Origin of the sequence: Arcticibacter tournemirensis (genome assembly GCF_006716645.1) — a bacterium.
In the GTDB taxonomy this organism is placed as follows: Bacteria; Bacteroidota; Bacteroidia; order Sphingobacteriales; family Sphingobacteriaceae; genus Arcticibacter; species Arcticibacter tournemirensis.
On the sequence record NZ_VFPL01000001.1, the window covers coordinates 3260319 to 3275884 of the forward strand.

A 15566-nucleotide genomic window follows, 5' to 3' on the forward strand; every position below is an offset into this window, starting at 1 on the left:
GGCGATCCCGAATAATTTATTTAAATTGAATAGCTTTGCCTAATTAGAGCAAAGCTATTTTGATTATGGCAAGGACGAAGGATTTTGATGAAAAGAAAGTGCTGGACAAGGCAATTAATCTATTTTGGTTAAAAGGGTACAATGGTACTTCTATGCAGGATCTGGTGGAAGAACTTGGCATAAGCCGGTCGAGCCTGTACGATACTTACGGAGATAAGCATACATTATATCTGAAAGCCTTAGAATCGTACCAATGCGGGACTTCCGGCAAACTTTGTGCAATCATTCACGATTCAAAATCAGCCAAAGAAACGATCAGGGCCTTACTCGATTTTATTACCTCCGAACTCCTGAACGACAAGGCACACAAAGGTTGTTTTCTTGTGAATGCAGAAGTTGAAGTTGCTCCGCACGATGCTCAAGTAAATCAAATGATCTGCCAAAACGATCAGCAGGTTGAAGATGTTTTTTACAAAGTTATTTCAAAAGGCCAGGAAAGTGGCGAAATAACGAATAAACAGGATGCCAGGGCACTCGCCAGGTTTACCTTCAATACCGTTAAGGGCATCCGCGTAGCAGCTAAAACAACTAATGACAAAGCTGTTTTCGACGATATCATTAAACTGGCGCTCTCTATATTGGATTAAAGCAAAAGCCCAAACTAATCAATCAGATAATAACACTTTTTTGTCACCTTTCTGGAGGTTTATCGTACAAAAGAGAAGAATGTAGAATTAAATATCAATCTACGCTCATTATAAAAGTGCTTTTAATGATAAATTTCCTCTGCTTACCTTTTCCGGATTAGAAAAAGTTTATTATTGTGTTATAACTCGAATTAGTCTTTTATGGATTCAAAGGAAAGAATATCAATTGTAATTGTTTCTGACAACGCATTTATGGTTATGCTTGCTACTTTGATCAAAAGTATCGAGGTTAACCACAAATCCGATGAAATAATAGACTTCTACATCGTTGAAGATCACGTAACAAAAACAAACCGGGAAAAGTTATTGGCGTCGGTAAGCTCTCCTTTTATCAATTTTACTTTTTATAAAATGAATGATATACTGCCGGTAGGAAGAGAGCAACTTGTTGACAAGTCGTCTTTCCCTCTTAATGTATATGTAAGATTTTTTGTTCCCGATTTTATTCCTCAGCATATCAGTAAGATATTATATTTAGACGCCGATATGGTTGTCAATGCCGATATATCCGAGTTATGGAACATTGATATTGGCCAATATGTTATAGGGGCTGCGATTGACAGGGCCAAAGTTGTAAGCAGCACCTGGGCTGGAATTCCGAACTATAAGGAGCTTGGCCTGCATGCCGATACGAAGTATTTTAATGCAGGACTGCAGATCATTAATGCGTTTAAGTGGCGTAGCGAAAATATTACAGAGAGGTTAATGAAGTGTAAGCTGGATAATGAAGCCTTCCTGAAGTTTAACGACCAGTATTGCCTGAACGTTGTTTTTGCTAACAACTGGTATGAATTAAGTTCGAAGTGGAACTGTTTTCCTGACTCCACCGAGCCTGATCCTAATCTGATCCATTTTATTGGAGATAAACCTATTTATACCACATATACCTTTAATGAGGATTATAAAAACCGATTCTATTATTATCTTAGCATGACAAAATGGAGAGGATTCAAAGCTCTTAGTGGTAACAGGCTTAGAATTAATAAACTCATTAATAAGATCAGAAAAAAACTGGTTTAACTGTATACAATGACCATTTCAAAAGAAAAATGGCCTAATGGTGTTATAATGAAGATAAGTTTCATTATTTCGGCCTTAGCGTTTTTAATAATGATTGCTATCAGGCTTAAACTGACGTTTAGTATAAGTACAGATTTGGCAGGCGTAGAACAAAATGTTATTTATAGTATTCAAACCTTCCTTGATACCGGTAAGTTGTATACCGATCCCGGACATCTTCCTTTTTCTATAACGCAATATACTCCTATATACCATTACGTGTGTGCGTTTACAGCAAAGGCGTTTCATGTCGATCCTCTGTCAGATATACAACAGCTATATTTGATTGGCCGCACGTGGAATATAGTATTTAATGTTTTATCGGCTGTATCTGTATATCTGATTGCCAGGAGGTTCGGACTCCACTGGCCTCTTGCAGCAATTCTGGGCTTTCTCGCCTTTATTTCTGTTTTCCGGCAAGGATTCAGCGTTCGTCCCGACTCATTATACGACTGCTTTTCACTATGGTCGGTATACCTCCTGATTGTTTTCCTGGACGAAAGAAAACCGGCCAGATCAAAGCTTGAATATTTGTTCATTTCCCTGGTGCTCTCTGTGTGCGCTATTTTTACGAAGCAGAGCGGAATACAGCTTCCCGTTATTTTTCTTACCTTCTTTTTATTTGTCAGGGAATGGAAGGCATTTGCATCTGCATCGGCGATTTACCTGATGGTTTTTTCCGCCTTCCTGCTTTTCTTTGTTATGCTCTATAAAGATGCGTTTCTAAAAAATGTGATTGGCGGTCTTGATAATGGGATTAGTATCCATTGGTTTCAGAGCCGTGTTTGGGGAAATGGTTTTAAGATAAAAGTTATACTCCCTGCTGCTGCGGCACTCTATATAGTAGTTGCCAAGCTATTGGTTTTTAAAGGAGATACCATCGAACGGTTTCTATGTTTCTGTATCTCGGGAATGTTTGTGTTCTCTGCAATCACTATATTGAAGGATGGTTCCAATATTCAGTATTTTTATGTGCCCGTTTGCCTGACGTTTGTGCTCATCGCTCATTATACCAACTCACATATCAAACATTGGCGGCTATATCGTTTAGCTTTACCGGGACTGTCTTTTTTACTCATGATGCTATTAGCAGTCAATGTGAGGCATCATTTTCAGTGGCTCAGGGATATTGAATATGTTAAAAAAGCCCGGATCGGCGAGAAGGAGCGTGCAGCGAGAGCAGTTGCCGAATATTTTTACAAAGATCTTGGGATTGGCGCGAACGATTACATCTTTGCCGATTTGGCGATTGAGAGTGCCGACTTAAAAATTAATGGCAGAAGGGGCATTAATAATCTGTTATTCCGCAATTGTGTTGTACCGCAATTAGAGATGTTTGACGCTATTAAAAAAGCGAAGGTCCTTGGGTTTGAAAACTTTGATAAATGCCTGAAAGAAGGGCAGATAAAGTACATCATTTCATCAAACCCTCCAAATAGTTTTCAGCTGACGGAGAATTTAATATTGCTGCGTGATCGAAACTATCTTTTATTGAAGCGAATAGGAGGTTATTCCATTTATAAATATCGGGGCTCGTAAACGATGTATTTGAGTATTTGCAGACCCGTTCAGTGTTAGAATAAAAATCATCATAAATATAATGCCAGCTCAACCAGATGTAGTAATCATAGCTCCCTGCTTCAATGAAAACAGAACCGTCGAGGTGTTTCTTGCTGATCTCGAGAAAGCGCTGGAATCGTTGGCGTATCGATTTAGGATCGTTATTATTGATGATGGCTCTACAGATGATACACTTGAGATACTGAAAAGCATAGAGTTAAAGGCAGACAATCTTGAACTTTCCATTCTTACATTGCAGTTCAATTCTGGTCACCAGGGTGCGATTTACCAGGGTTTATTGTACTGCAGCAACTTGCCTTGCGATAAATTTATTATTATGGACTCTGACGGCGAAGATGACCCAACGGCAATAAAGGAGCTTGTTAAGATTAATGGCTTCGATATAGTCCATGTAATACGGGGAAAGAGAAACGAAAGCTTCTCTTTTAAGCTGGCGTATTATTTTTATAAGATCATATTTAGAGCGATAACCGGAAAGGTGTTAAACTTCGGTAACTATTGTATGATCAATAAAAAAATAGTTCTTAATTCATGTCATACTTCGTTTATCCATTTTGCTGCCCATCTTTCGAAGCAGAAGGCAAAAAGCAAGGGAATAGTTTATGACCGGAGAAAAAGGCTTGACGGGAAATCTAAAATGAGTTTCCAGGGTTTGGTTAATCATGCTTTTAAATCATTTATCGAATATGGAGAAGAGCTGTTAATGGTTTTCCTTAAGCTTTTTGTTGTCATCGGCATCTTTATGCTGATTATGGTGGGAGTGGTTCTTTATAAGAAGTTCATATCTATGGAGGCTGTGATTGGATGGGCAAGTACTATTTTATCTAGCTTATTTAATATGGCTCTAATCAGTCTTGGCTTCTTTATCCTGGGAATCCTGATGTTAAATGTAATATCAAGAGGGAAAAATATAAAAGAGGTAATTTACGAAGAGATAGAAAAACAACCCTTTTTACAAGATAAGTACTCATGATGAACAATGTAGTCCTGCTGTGTTATGGAAAAGAGATTGAATATAGAAGAGCAATTTTTGCCATTCTTAGTTTTGCCGGCTGGTATAGTGGGGATATTAGGGGAATCAGGTTCGTAATTTACACCGATGATCCATCTTATTTTGAGCCTTATCTTCAGGGACTCGTAACCGAATATGTTTTCCTCACAGACAGTATGCTTCACGACATGGTGGCCAACACCGGCTATATTCACAGGAGAAAGATCTGTATCATTAAAGACGTATTCGTGCGGCGCCAGGGAACGCCGGTTCTGTTTCTTGACTCGGATACTTTTGCTATATCCGACCCTCAGCCCTTATTAGACAGCCTCAATAGAGGAGAATGCTTCATGCACGTAAGGGAATATCGTTTTGCTGATGCTCCCGACATTTACAGGAAGTATATGCGCAATAAACTGGAGAATGCAGAACAATATCCGGAAGCGTTTTTAAAACTTATCGAAAGCCAGTCGTTTCTTTTAAACGGAAACTTGCTCAAGTTTGAGAACTCAATGTATTGCTGGAACTCAGGGGTACTGGGCCTTAGCAGCGAGACCGGGTCGCTTATGAATGATATATTGAATCTTACAGATCAGTTTTATTCGGCAAGCAGGTGGTTCATCAGTGAACAACTCGCTTTTTCGCTGGCATTACCTTCTATATCAAAATCACCATTATTTCCTGTTGAACCGTTTATCAACCATTATCACCAGGTTAAGGAGAAAGTCGACATGCTCACAGCACGTTTTTTTGATAGAACGTTCAGCAAGCTGGATTTGCAAAAGAAGCTATCGTTGATAAAGACATTTTCTCTCAGCCTCAATAAAATCACGATATATGATTATTGTGCAATGATCTCCTACTATTCGCTAAAAAAAGGATCTGTTGGAAAAGGCTTGCGTTATGGAGTAAAGGCACTGCTGAATATTCCTTTTAACCCACTATTTTTCAGCTATCTAAAGCCTGGAAACAAGGTGATAAAGCAGATCAGATAGTTAAAGAAACTGTTCATAAAAAGCAATCGTTTCACTTGCCACATGATCCGGATCGAACGAGGATAGATCTGGCTGCATTACGATGTCCGATTCAGCTTCAACCTCTACAACACTCTTAAGCAACTGTCCCGAATCTAATTTACCTGAAAATAGTTTAATATATTGAGGACCGGCTACCTCCCTTAATTCGGGGAAAATGCCCAGCGCCGGAGCAAGAGTAGGCTTGTTAAAGCTCAAGTTTAAAAAGACTGAGCCTGAATTAAATATATTTGAATAAGGTGTTACAACCAGATCTGACGCATTAAGATAGACTTGTAGTTCTGAATCGGGAAGAAATTTTTCATTTAACTGAAACTCGTCAAGGCCTTCAGCTTCTTTAAAAAGCTGGTCTCTTACCTCCGGATGTACGCCCCCGGCAATTAAAAGATATTTATTTTCCAGATCTAGCTCCTTAAACGCCCTTATAAGTCCCGTCACGTTCTTATAGGTTCGTATCTGGCCAATAAAAAGGATTACAAATTTACCAGCAGGTACCGAAAGTTGTTTGCGGGCTGCTTCCATCGAGGTTTCATTGGGATAGTAGCCGCGGTAATGGGGGTGGGGAATATAACAGAATTTCTGTCTGCCGGCACTCGCTGCTTTTTCTTTAATGATTTTTAACCCATCTCTATTCAGGCTGATAAATCCATCCGCTTTCTTGTAGAGAAATGAATACATCTTCTTCTGAAGGGCTGCATTTTTACTTTCATGTGCCTCGAGATTATGAACCGTCCAGATCACCTTCTTATTGAAAAGCTTTATTGTATTGATAAACAACCGAAACAATATCAGGCGTAGGCTTGCCTTGAAATGGTTTGAATAGGATAAAATGCTACTAGGCCAATGAATATGAAGTATCTTATAGTTTTGAAATAGCAATGCCCTTAAAACGAATCTCGGAGTAAACATAAATTCGTGTACTTTATATCCTTTTTTCTCTATATTGCTGTAAAGAATATAATTATAAGGGTTGCCTTCACGTGTGGCATAGGCCGGCCACGCTAATATTCCTGCCGGTTTGTTCATTAGAGTGTATCAGCGTTTGAGACGGTATTAAAAACCGGATAATTTGCTTTGAAAAATGGAAGAAGATCAGCCAGCCTCTGAGATACAGGCGCTGTTAGTTTCTTCCTGTTTATGTATGCAGAGATCTTTCGCATTACTTTCCCCGCTAAAATATAACCTTTTTTTATAAAACCAGCAGGCTGAGGTACCGGCGCGAGATTTTCATTATACCACTTTCTGAGCTCACCTCCGCTGTAATGTTGTATATAGCTTTCAGTATTTAAAACCGAATTGTTATTCCATTGAAGATGCTCCAGTTTATAAAGAGACGGATTTCCCTTACTGAAGTGAATGATATGGCCGTTCTCGTATGGCGCCTTGTCTTCGGAGGGAACTTCAGCATCCGCATTTCTGATCACCGTTTCTAAAAATTCTATACTTGCAGCGGTGTTTCGCAAAAAGATTACCCCTGCATTTACCCGTCCAGAAATGCCTGGGGCCATAAAGATCGACCGGGAAGGGTCGAGTGTGTTAAAACAAGTATCAAAAGGCGGCATGTTATCACTAAATCGACAGTCGGCATCAATAAACGCCACCCATTCGTAGTCACCCCTGAGGGCTTGAAGCATCAGCGGCACTTTCAGCCAAGAAGCTTCAGACCCCTGTAGTCTCCTCGGCGCGCGGTCTACTAACAGGTATTCATAGCCGTATTTTTGACAGTAGGACCGATGTGTGTCTATACAACTTTTGAAGTGTTTATGATAACCTCCCACGGCTATAGAAAAGACGAGAACTTTACTCATAATGTGATTTATGTTACTTCCTTTTAAAGATCTTACTTTGAATTAGTGCAGTTGCAGTTTCCCGATATGAGGCAGGGACTACAAAATAGCATACTGCAGTGTAGCTAATCAGTCCCATTACGATAAGTGTGCTGACCCTGAAGTAAATATTCATATTCCTCATTAACAAAGCGAGAGTTATTAGCACCAAAGCCATTATGGCGCTTGAAAACAAGGAAGGAAACAGCGCTTTAAGATAGCCCTTCCACGAGACGCCGATTAGCCTGATTGCATACCAAACAGAAAGCGGGTATAATCCTATAGCTCTGACGGTAAATGCAACAGCGGTATAAATCAGGCCATATCTTGTAAAAAGAAAAAAGAATACGAAGTCGGTTGCTGCATAAATTATTCTGAGTTTAGCTTGCCATTGCGGTTTATTTCTAACCAGCATAATGTTTTGATTGTACTGGCCTATAGAAGGCAGAAAACCGACAATAGTAACAAGCTGCATAATTATTACGGCATCCAGCCATTTTGGCCCCAGCATCAGCAGTGTGATATCTTTCGAAAGGATGGCTAACCCCGTAAAAATAGGAGCGGTTATCAGAGCGGTAACTGCTGTTGAGCTAAGATAGGTGCTGCGCAAGCTTTCGTCATCATCCTGCAGCTTAGAGAATGCTGGAAGTGATACCCTTACCAGGGATGTGGTCAAAACAGAATTAAGGGTGTTGGGTATCCGCTTGGCAGTAGTATATATTCCTGTGGCCGCGGCCCCCAGATAATAGGTGATAAAAGCGATGTCGCTGTTCTGGTTAATCATATTGGTAATGCTGGTTAACGCCACATGCTTGCTGTAGGATACCATTTCATAGAATGAACCTTTTGAAAACTCAGCCTTCGGCCGCCACGGCGTAATAAACCATAGAAGTATGAGCTCTGTAAAGGAGGCAATTACCTGCTGTCCTACTACGCTGTATACGCCGTATCCTTTCAGCGCCATCGCTATTCCTGCAATACCTCCCATTGCAGTCGACGCTGTTGATCGAATGGTAAGCGATCTGAAATTGAACCTGTGAGTAAGCCACACCTCATGTATTCGTGTAAGTCCACTAGTAAGGATAATGATACTCATTGCTCTCACAACTTCAGCCAGGCCCTTCGTACCGCTCAGCTGTTCGATCAGACCCGCCGATATAAACAGCAATCCGAACGCTGGAATGGAGAGACCTATGCAACTCCAGAATGCAGTATTGTATTCAAGGTTTGAAGGATCCGCCTTTCGCAGTATAGCCGTGGCAATACTGTCGTACGTCACCACTCTGAATATTTGGACTATTAATATAGACACGGACAGAAGACCGAAGATCTCAGGCTCAAGCAGTCTCGCAAGGACTATAAAAATACCAAAAGTCATTAATTGCCTGATAAAATTATCCGCTAATGACCAGACGGTCCCTTTATACATTTCCTTCCTGAAATTCTTATCTTTCATGTATGTTAATCCCAGAGATCAGTTGGAAAAGCGTTTAACAATTTTTGACTGTCAAAGAGGGGAGCCTTCATTCCTCCCATTTTTAAAGCTTCAGCAAGACTCGTTGCTGGTTCTATTTCGTCTCTTCCGGTTCCCATCATGTAGTCATTGTATTTAAAAAGATTTTCAGTTTCTGACAAACGCAAATAACGGGCTGGAATACCATAAGCTTCGGCAATTATTAAACCATGGAGTGAACTCGCAATTACAAAATCGGCTTCTAATATATCTGATATACAGCGGTTCCAGCTGCTCAGGGGCGAAACAATATTTTCGGCATTTGAATTTTGTACGATACTCATGTCATGGAGGTTCGGCACCACTACATAATCCTTCTTACTTGTACGCTTAAACCTGCCGGGAAAAAGTGAGGGGATAAGAAGGGCTGGGTCGCCGTAGACAGCCGGTGCTTCTATTCCCCGTTCAAGTAAGAAATTGCGGGTTAAAGGGCCCCTAACAGCTCTCACGTCCAACTGATAGTAAGTATGTTCACTGAGGTCGACCTTTCCGTTTACGCCTGTTCCCCAGATCACGTCGTTATCTTTGGCGAAATGCAGAACAGAACCAAGAGCAAGTAAACGCCTGCTTTGCTTCACTTCCTCCTCAAGCATGTAGTTGTGATCTGCAAGTACCTTATTCACAATGATTTTTGATAAATGATCTCCGAAATTCAATCCGCCGCTGGGAGGCGACCAGAAATAAAGATCGATATGATTATAGGTCATATACTCCCGGTCTTTTCGTTCCGGCCTGATTCTATTGAAAACCTTATGTAATAAGCTCATTCAGTGTGTAACAATATTTAGTACCTTTATCTGTTTAAAAAACTAATGCAATGATACATGTTGTTTGTAAATTCAGCGCGTAGAATGCAATTTAATTCATTATACTGTAGTGATTAAATAATTGTTACTAATAATATTAAAGAGTGAATCAAAAGGATGATCCGATAGTCATCGTCACCGTATGTGATAATCATTTTGCTGTTTTGCTGGCTGCCTTAGTCAAGTCAATAGAGATGAATCATTTGTCGGCTGAATGCATTGAATTATATATTATTGAGGATTCGCTTGCCAGTTCAACCAAATCAAAACTCCTGGCCTCTGTCAATCAGCAAATGTTCAGGATTAAGTGGTTGGCAATGAAAGAAGTAATTCCTTTAAAAAGTGATTTACCTTTAGATGGTTCTTCTTTTCCGCTGAACGTATATGTTCGCCTGTTTATTCCCTATTTTATTCCAGCAGACACAAAAAAAGTGCTTTATCTTGACGTGGATATGATTGTAAAAAAGGACATATCCGCTTTGTGGCATACGGAAATGGGCGAATATGTTATTGCCGCCGTTGCCGACCGGTCTGGTAAGGTGAGCAGCCCATGGGGAGGGATTTCAAACTATAAGAAGTTAGGTATTGATCCTGACAGTAAATACTTTAATTCGGGACTATTGCTTATAAATCCGATAAAATGGAGGGAGCAGCATATCACCAGTGAGGTCATTAACTGCGTTAACAGTAATAGAAGATATGCGAATTTTCCAGACCAGTATGGTTTAAATGTTGTATTTGCTAATAACTGGTTAGAACTGGACAGCAGGTGGAATAATTATTCGGCCTTGAATGAGTCTGATCCTTTTATCATTCACTTTATTGATATTAAGCCGATCTACAACTCATACAACCTCAACGAAGAGTATAAAGACCAGTTTTTTTATTATCTGCAGTTTACAGCCTGGAAAGATTTTAAACCCATAAAGCAGTATCATCGCATTATAAGAAAAATCTATAACAGGCTCACTAAGCGTGTGCTTCAGATTTTCAGGCGTTGAACTTATTCTTTAAAAACACCGGGATCTTTTCGATGATATTTATTCCCTTTTTAATATATCGTCTTAACTCGCCTACAGGTTTTGTTCCCTTCCACTTTGTCTGATTCAAATAATTATAGAATAGCTCTTTATAGTGTGGGTTGTTAAAGTAAGAGGTATAGAAAGGCTTTCTGTGAAAATAGTGAACGATATAAGGCGCGGGGTGATCGCCGCTGGCATAGTAATTCCAAAGAGGATCCAACTCATACCATTGATCCACGAGGTTCACATTCAAGCCGTACTGATCGCCAAAAAAACTGTATTTCCTGTTTTCATTGATCGTCTGAATTACTTTCCTGGTGACGTCTTTTTCAAGCCACTTTTTAATATTGATAAGAAGCAATCCAGAATTGAAGTATTTTGAGTCGCCGGGTAGCCCGAGTTCTTTATAGTTCTTTACGTTATTTTTGATATATACACAAATAGAATCCGTTGCCGCAGCCATCACATAGTTGTCTATATCAGTATACCATAGTTTGGAAATATCTGTATTGACCACCATGTCTACATCCAGATAAAGAACCTTTTTGGTTCCCTCAGGAATGAAGTGTGGAATAAATATCCTCATGAAGATATTTAACGGATAGCTGGTACGATCTGATGGCAGTTGCATGCCAGATGGAATTACCTCTTTATTGTTGATCCACTTAATCTGCATCCTGGTCAGGTCAAGAGAATCTTCAAGTTTCTTTTTTCTCTTCCTGGGTATATTGTCTTCAATTATCCAGGCTTCGATCAGTTCGCCGGACTTGTGATTTACCTCAATAGATTTAAGCAAGGCGGCTACCATTATCAGATAGTGATTATCTGAAGCCACCGCAATTACTATTTTTTCGTCAGTGTTCATTTGAAATGATGAAAATATAATTTAAATCTTATATTGCCAAATACTAAGTCAGCGTTGCAGCTTCTTATGTCACTTTAATTAGCGTTTATTTATATAATAATACCGGCTCTTTATGGATGGAAATTCATACTTATTTAAAGGGGTAACTTTGATGGTTACTCATTATAACAGAAGTGGTTCACTCGAGCGGCTTTTATATGCTTTTGAAAAATTAAACTGCAGGTTTGAAGATATAGTCGTATCGGACGATGGGAGTAAGGAAGAACATATAGAAAACCTCAGGAAGGTTCAATCAGCTGTACCATTCCGGCTGATCCGTTCGGAGGTTAATAAGGGACTAGGTAATAATCTGAATAAGGGGCAGGCAGCGGTGCAAACTCCCTATACATTATATGTACAGGAGGACTTTATTCCCACAGAAAAATTTCCGCCCCGGTTCAAAGACGCTTTATCATTTATGGATAGCGATCCAGGAATCGATATTGTACGTTTCTATGCTTACAGTAGTTATCCTTATTTAAAATACTACAATTCAGGATTTTATAAAATGCTAATAAAGCCATGGTACGCTAACTACAGGAAGATTTATTACTATAGTGACCACCCGCACCTGAGGAGAAGCAGCTTCAATGAGAAATTTGGTCCTTACCCTGAAGGGCTCAAGGGCGACCGAACCGAGTACCGAATGTGTCTGAACTTTATTCAGAGAAAGGGCAGGGGGTTATTTTATGGCAAGTACAACGAGTTGTTTGTTCAGGATAATTCAGACGAACCGAGTACCATGAAAAGAAAGAGCTGGACAACTAGTAAAAAGCCATTAATTTCAGTTGTACGAAACTTTTACAGGCAGATTAGGTATAACTTTGACATTTTATTTAATAAGGGAAGCCACCAGGAATGAATTTTGTTTTCGTAAGTCTGCAGCGCATTCACACCGACCGTGAGTCAACCTCAACGAGTCTGGCAAAGGAATTATCGAAACAGCATAAGGTGCTTTATGTTAATCCTCCGGTTGACAGACGAACATTGCTGCTTAACGAAAATGATCAATATACGCTTGATCACATTGCCGCTATCAGGAATAAGACTGCAGGTTTAAGTCGGACTGCCGATAATCTGTGGGTATTGAACCCATCAAGAGTAATCGAGTCGATCAACTGGATACCCGGAAACCTTATATTTTCATTGTTTAATTACCTTAATAACAAAAGGTTTGCCGCCGACATCAGGAAAGCAATTCAGGAGATTGGGTTTGAGCAGTTCGTTCTGGTCAACGACAAGGATATGTTCAGGAGTTTCTATCTAAAGGAATTGCTTTCTCCCGAAATGTATGTTTATCTCGATCGCGACTATACTCTGGGGTTCGACTACTGGAAGAAACATGGTTTTGCTATAGAGCCCGCGCTGATGCGAAAAAGCGATGCTGTTGTCTGTAATTCGCTTGACTTTACTAAAAGAGCGGCTAAGTACAACAAAAACAGTTTCTATATTGGAAACGGGGCGGATCTTGAAGTGTTTGATCCCCAAAAAGAATGGCTGCAGCCAGAAGATCTGAAAGATTTAAAAAAGCCACTGATTGGCTATGTCGGCGCTCTGAATTCTATGCGTATTGATATCTCACTGATAGAATCTCTGGCAGAGCAAAAACCAGAATGGACTTTCGCGTTTGTTGGGGCGGAGGATGATAATTTCAGAAAGAGCCGGCTCCATGCTCTTGACAATATTATTTTTATCGAGAAGAAGCATACCAGTATTGTACCGGCCTATGTGAAATACTTCGATGTTTGCATCAATCCGCAACTGGTTAACGAGATAACCATCGGTAACTTCCCATTGAAAATAGTGGAATATCTGGCAATGGGCAGGCCTGTAGTAGCTACTGAAACCAATACAATGAAAGAAGTTTTCAGTGATCATACCTATCTCTGTAAAACATCAGACGAATACATCTCGGCGATAACCGATGCGATGGAAAAGGACAATGATCAGCTTCGAAATAGCAGAATGGCGTTTGCGAAAACTTACAGCTGGGAGGCAGTAGCCAAAAAACTATTGTGGTGTATAGAAACTGCCAGGGGAAAAACAACTTAAGCTAGTCATTAGCCGACGTCTTTGTGTCGTGAGGCTTTTCTGAGGACAGCATCTTATACGACCTTTTGAACTCCCGGATCACTCTATTCGTAATTGCCTTAAAAAAGCTTCCGTCTCTGTCGAGCGTCCGGGGACTGGTCCAGGGTCTGGCCTTCTCCGATTTCACCTGCTTGATTTTTCCGTACTTCATCATGTCAAAAGCAAGTCTTCCATCATCACCTCTTACGTTTACCATGATATACCCTGCTTTCAGTCCAAACTCCTTTATATAGCCCATACTGATCCCGTAAGCATTAAGGTAAGGCCGGTTGATATGACGGAATCCCGCTATCACATCTTTCATTTTTTCGAGCATCTTTAACTGCCACCGCGGATAACCAGGTTCGGGTATAAAAGAATAACGCCCATATACACAAGCTACACCCGGCTTTTGCAATACTTTCATCATCTCATCTATATAGCCTTCAGGGTACAAGCAATCTGCATCCGCCAACAGGATATATTTACCTTTTGCCCGTTCCTGACCTAGTTGCCTTGAAGGGCCACAGCCCTGTATTTCCTGAAAAAGCTTTTGGACATGGAGCCGGCTCAATGTCTTTTCAGTGTTATCTGATGAATTATTGTTTATGACAATGATCTCAAAAGGGATTTTGGTATTGGTTAGCGACAGTGAATATAAACATCGGATTATATTGACTTCTTCATTGTAAGCCGCAATCAAAACAGATACGAGAGGCATGTCACTCTGCACCTCGTCTAACTTCTCATTAACAGAGTCGAATACTTCCTGGGGGACCTCGTTATAAGATCTGTATGGAAGATTTACTTTGCTTACCCACGATGGAACATTAAAAATTGCCATAGTATCTGTCTGTTGTTGGAATTAAAAAATAGTTACGCTGCCTGTTGAGTAAAAATGCCTTTGATTCGTCTGGTTGCATTTGCAGTCCAGTTTCTATTCATGCAGGGTTTCTCTATCAAAATAAAGAAGGTCCCTGATATTGCCAGAACGAGAAACGAAATGAACAAAAAATGAATTGACCAATCGACGAGATAAATATCGGTAAACTTTCTGCTAAAGGGCAGATTATCGATGCTCCAAATTATAGGATTATGAAGTAAATAGATGGAATAGCACATTCCTCCGATAGTGGTAAGGATCTTTTTACTGAGCAGGCTCTTCCAGAAACTAGTAAACAATACAAGATAAGAAAAAACAAACATCATAAAAGTAAGGCTAAAGTCCCATCCGGCTTTGAGAGGCAGCACGGCACCCTTACTTATTTTAAACGACCAGATGGCAGAAAAGATCAGAATGCCAAATAAAACCGGAACTGTTTTATTCTCCCTATGAAAAATCCTATCCCCCGACACGAAAAAGTCTGCAAGAAGAAAACCGGCAAGAAAATAATGCGCATAATCGTAAATGGAAAGAAAAGGAAGCACCCAGATATGCTTTATCACCATGAAGAATAACATCAATGAGACAACGGTTGCCCTTCGTTTTACTTTATTCAGAGAAAACAAGCGGGCGATAAAAGGTGCCATCAGATAAAACTGAACTTCTACTTCCAGGCTCCACGCCACCGAATTAAGAAGTGGTAAAGTATCTCTGCCATAGAATATATTATGCGTGTAGGTTAGTGAAGATAACAAACTTGGAAACAGCCTGGCAAAAGATGATTGATGCATCACAAATAACAGGAGAATGAACAATCCTGTCATTACGAGGAAGTAAGGGGGTTCTATCCTCGATAGTCTCTTAAGATAATAATTCTTCAGCGAAGGCTTCTGCTCGTTATTTATATAGAACCTTGCAAAAGGAAGAAAAAGGATAAACCCGCTAATTACAAAGAACAAGTATACGCCGTAGGCACCATTGGATGTTACCAGATTTAAAACGGGGTAATCATGATATGAGCTCGTATATCCGCCAGGATTTTTCTGAATAAAGAAAACGTTGAGATGGCACAGAAAAACACTAAGAATAGCGATAAACCTTAAACCATCTATTTCTGGAAGGAAAGCTCTTGTACCCGTATCCCGTCGAAATCTGTTAAACCAATCCATT

The 15566-nt window shown here is 40.0% G+C and carries 15 protein-coding genes; 8 read left to right on the forward strand and 7 right to left on the reverse strand.

Annotated elements, in window-relative coordinates:
* The first annotated feature begins 65 nt into the window (after positions 1 to 65).
* The 5 genes from BDE36_RS13745 (at position 66) to BDE36_RS13765 (ending at position 5333) form a co-directional block, all read left to right on the forward strand.
* Positions 66 to 647 carry a TetR/AcrR family transcriptional regulator gene (locus BDE36_RS13745; RefSeq protein ID WP_141815324.1) on the forward strand — a complete coding sequence of 194 codons (582 nt, stop codon included), beginning with the start codon at positions 66 to 68 and terminating at the stop codon, positions 645 to 647.
* Between the two features lie 201 nt (positions 648 to 848).
* Positions 849 to 1727, forward strand: coding sequence for a glycosyltransferase family 8 protein (locus BDE36_RS13750; RefSeq protein ID WP_141815325.1), 879 nt, complete (start codon positions 849 to 851; stop codon positions 1725 to 1727).
* A gap of 9 nt (positions 1728 to 1736) precedes the next feature.
* Positions 1737 to 3305, forward strand: a complete 1569-nt coding sequence (locus tag BDE36_RS13755) for an ArnT family glycosyltransferase (RefSeq protein WP_141815326.1) — start codon at positions 1737 to 1739, stop codon at positions 3303 to 3305.
* 61 nt (positions 3306 to 3366) lie between these two features.
* Positions 3367 to 4320 (forward strand): glycosyltransferase, encoded by a 954-nt coding sequence (locus BDE36_RS13760; protein WP_141815327.1) that lies wholly within the window; start codon positions 3367 to 3369, stop codon positions 4318 to 4320.
* On the forward strand, positions 4317 to 5333 hold the full coding sequence (locus BDE36_RS13765; RefSeq protein ID WP_141815328.1) for a hypothetical protein: 1017 nt from the start codon (positions 4317 to 4319) through the stop codon (positions 5331 to 5333). Before BDE36_RS13760 ends, BDE36_RS13765 begins: the two co-directional genes overlap by 4 nt.
* Here the strand turns inward: BDE36_RS13765 and BDE36_RS13770 are convergent, their stop codons facing one another.
* The 4 genes from BDE36_RS13770 to BDE36_RS13785 are packed head-to-tail and all read right to left on the reverse strand — an operon-like array spanning position 5334 to position 9478.
* Positions 5334 to 6398 carry a glycosyltransferase gene (locus tag BDE36_RS13770; RefSeq protein WP_141815329.1) on the reverse strand — a complete coding sequence of 355 codons (1065 nt, stop codon included), beginning with the start codon at positions 6396 to 6398 and terminating at the stop codon, positions 5334 to 5336.
* Positions 6398 to 7180 carry a glycosyltransferase family protein gene (locus tag BDE36_RS13775; protein ID WP_141815330.1) on the reverse strand — a complete coding sequence of 261 codons (783 nt, stop codon included), beginning with the start codon at positions 7178 to 7180 and terminating at the stop codon, positions 6398 to 6400. Before BDE36_RS13775 ends, BDE36_RS13770 begins: the two co-directional genes overlap by 1 nt.
* A 13-nt stretch (positions 7181 to 7193) precedes the next feature.
* A complete protein-coding gene (locus BDE36_RS13780; RefSeq protein ID WP_141815331.1) occupies positions 7194 to 8654 on the reverse strand; it encodes a lipopolysaccharide biosynthesis protein in 1461 nt (486 codons plus the stop codon).
* A gap of 5 nt (positions 8655 to 8659) precedes the next feature.
* Complete coding sequence (locus BDE36_RS13785) at positions 8660 to 9478, reverse strand: polysaccharide pyruvyl transferase family protein (RefSeq protein ID WP_141815332.1); 819 nt, start codon at positions 9476 to 9478, stop codon at positions 8660 to 8662.
* 143 nt (positions 9479 to 9621) lie between these two features.
* On the opposite strand from BDE36_RS13785, the gene BDE36_RS13790 reads away from it, so the two are divergent.
* The gene (locus BDE36_RS13790; RefSeq protein WP_141815333.1) at positions 9622 to 10518 is read left to right on the forward strand and encodes a glycosyltransferase family 8 protein; all 897 of its coding nucleotides are present in this window, start codon (positions 9622 to 9624) and stop codon (positions 10516 to 10518) included.
* On the opposite strand, the gene BDE36_RS13795 is transcribed toward BDE36_RS13790, so the two are convergent.
* Complete coding sequence (locus BDE36_RS13795) at positions 10508 to 11404, reverse strand: glycosyltransferase family 8 protein (protein WP_141815334.1); 897 nt, start codon at positions 11402 to 11404, stop codon at positions 10508 to 10510. The genes BDE36_RS13790 and BDE36_RS13795 overlap by 11 nt on opposite strands.
* Positions 11405 to 11516: 112 nt before the next feature.
* Here BDE36_RS13795 and BDE36_RS13800 point away from each other — a divergent pair, with 112 nt between their 5' ends.
* Complete coding sequence (locus BDE36_RS13800; RefSeq protein WP_141815335.1) at positions 11517 to 12305, forward strand: glycosyltransferase; 789 nt, start codon at positions 11517 to 11519, stop codon at positions 12303 to 12305.
* The gene (locus BDE36_RS13805) at positions 12302 to 13495 is read left to right on the forward strand and encodes a glycosyltransferase (RefSeq protein WP_141815336.1); all 1194 of its coding nucleotides are present in this window, start codon (positions 12302 to 12304) and stop codon (positions 13493 to 13495) included. The genes BDE36_RS13800 and BDE36_RS13805 overlap by 4 nt, the downstream gene beginning before the upstream one ends.
* 1 nt (position 13496) lies before the next feature.
* Here BDE36_RS13805 and BDE36_RS13810 read toward each other — a convergent pair whose 3' ends face one another.
* Together BDE36_RS13810 and BDE36_RS13815 are read right to left on the reverse strand one after the other, a co-directional pair.
* Positions 13497 to 14357 carry a glycosyltransferase family 2 protein gene (locus BDE36_RS13810; RefSeq protein WP_141815337.1) on the reverse strand — a complete coding sequence of 287 codons (861 nt, stop codon included), beginning with the start codon at positions 14355 to 14357 and terminating at the stop codon, positions 13497 to 13499.
* 32 nt (positions 14358 to 14389) lie between these two features.
* Positions 14390 to 15565 (reverse strand): acyltransferase family protein, encoded by a 1176-nt coding sequence (locus BDE36_RS13815; RefSeq protein ID WP_141815338.1) that lies wholly within the window; start codon positions 15563 to 15565, stop codon positions 14390 to 14392.
* Between the last annotated feature and the right edge of the window lies 1 nt (position 15566).

Coding starts and splice junctions, on each gene's coding strand:
- BDE36_RS13745 (WP_141815324.1), top strand. CDS start 66: ATGGCAAGGACGAAGGATTTTGATGAAAAGAAAGTGCTGGACAAGGCA.
- BDE36_RS13750 (WP_141815325.1), top strand. CDS start 849: ATGGATTCAAAGGAAAGAATATCAATTGTAATTGTTTCTGACAACGCA.
- BDE36_RS13755 (WP_141815326.1), top strand. CDS start 1,737: ATGACCATTTCAAAAGAAAAATGGCCTAATGGTGTTATAATGAAGATA.
- BDE36_RS13760 (WP_141815327.1), top strand. CDS start 3,367: ATGCCAGCTCAACCAGATGTAGTAATCATAGCTCCCTGCTTCAATGAA.
- BDE36_RS13765 (WP_141815328.1), top strand. CDS start 4,317: ATGATGAACAATGTAGTCCTGCTGTGTTATGGAAAAGAGATTGAATAT.
- BDE36_RS13770 (WP_141815329.1), bottom strand. CDS start 6,398: ATGAACAAACCGGCAGGAATATTAGCGTGGCCGGCCTATGCCACACGT.
- BDE36_RS13775 (WP_141815330.1), bottom strand. CDS start 7,180: ATGAGTAAAGTTCTCGTCTTTTCTATAGCCGTGGGAGGTTATCATAAA.
- BDE36_RS13780 (WP_141815331.1), bottom strand. CDS start 8,654: ATGAAAGATAAGAATTTCAGGAAGGAAATGTATAAAGGGACCGTCTGG.
- BDE36_RS13785 (WP_141815332.1), bottom strand. CDS start 9,478: ATGAGCTTATTACATAAGGTTTTCAATAGAATCAGGCCGGAACGAAAA.
- BDE36_RS13795 (WP_141815334.1), bottom strand. CDS start 11,404: ATGAACACTGACGAAAAAATAGTAATTGCGGTGGCTTCAGATAATCAC.
- BDE36_RS13800 (WP_141815335.1), top strand. CDS start 11,517: ATGGATGGAAATTCATACTTATTTAAAGGGGTAACTTTGATGGTTACT.
- BDE36_RS13805 (WP_141815336.1), top strand. CDS start 12,302: ATGAATTTTGTTTTCGTAAGTCTGCAGCGCATTCACACCGACCGTGAG.
- BDE36_RS13810 (WP_141815337.1), bottom strand. CDS start 14,357: ATGGCAATTTTTAATGTTCCATCGTGGGTAAGCAAAGTAAATCTTCCA.
- BDE36_RS13815 (WP_141815338.1), bottom strand. CDS start 15,565: ATGGATTGGTTTAACAGATTTCGACGGGATACGGGTACAAGAGCTTTC.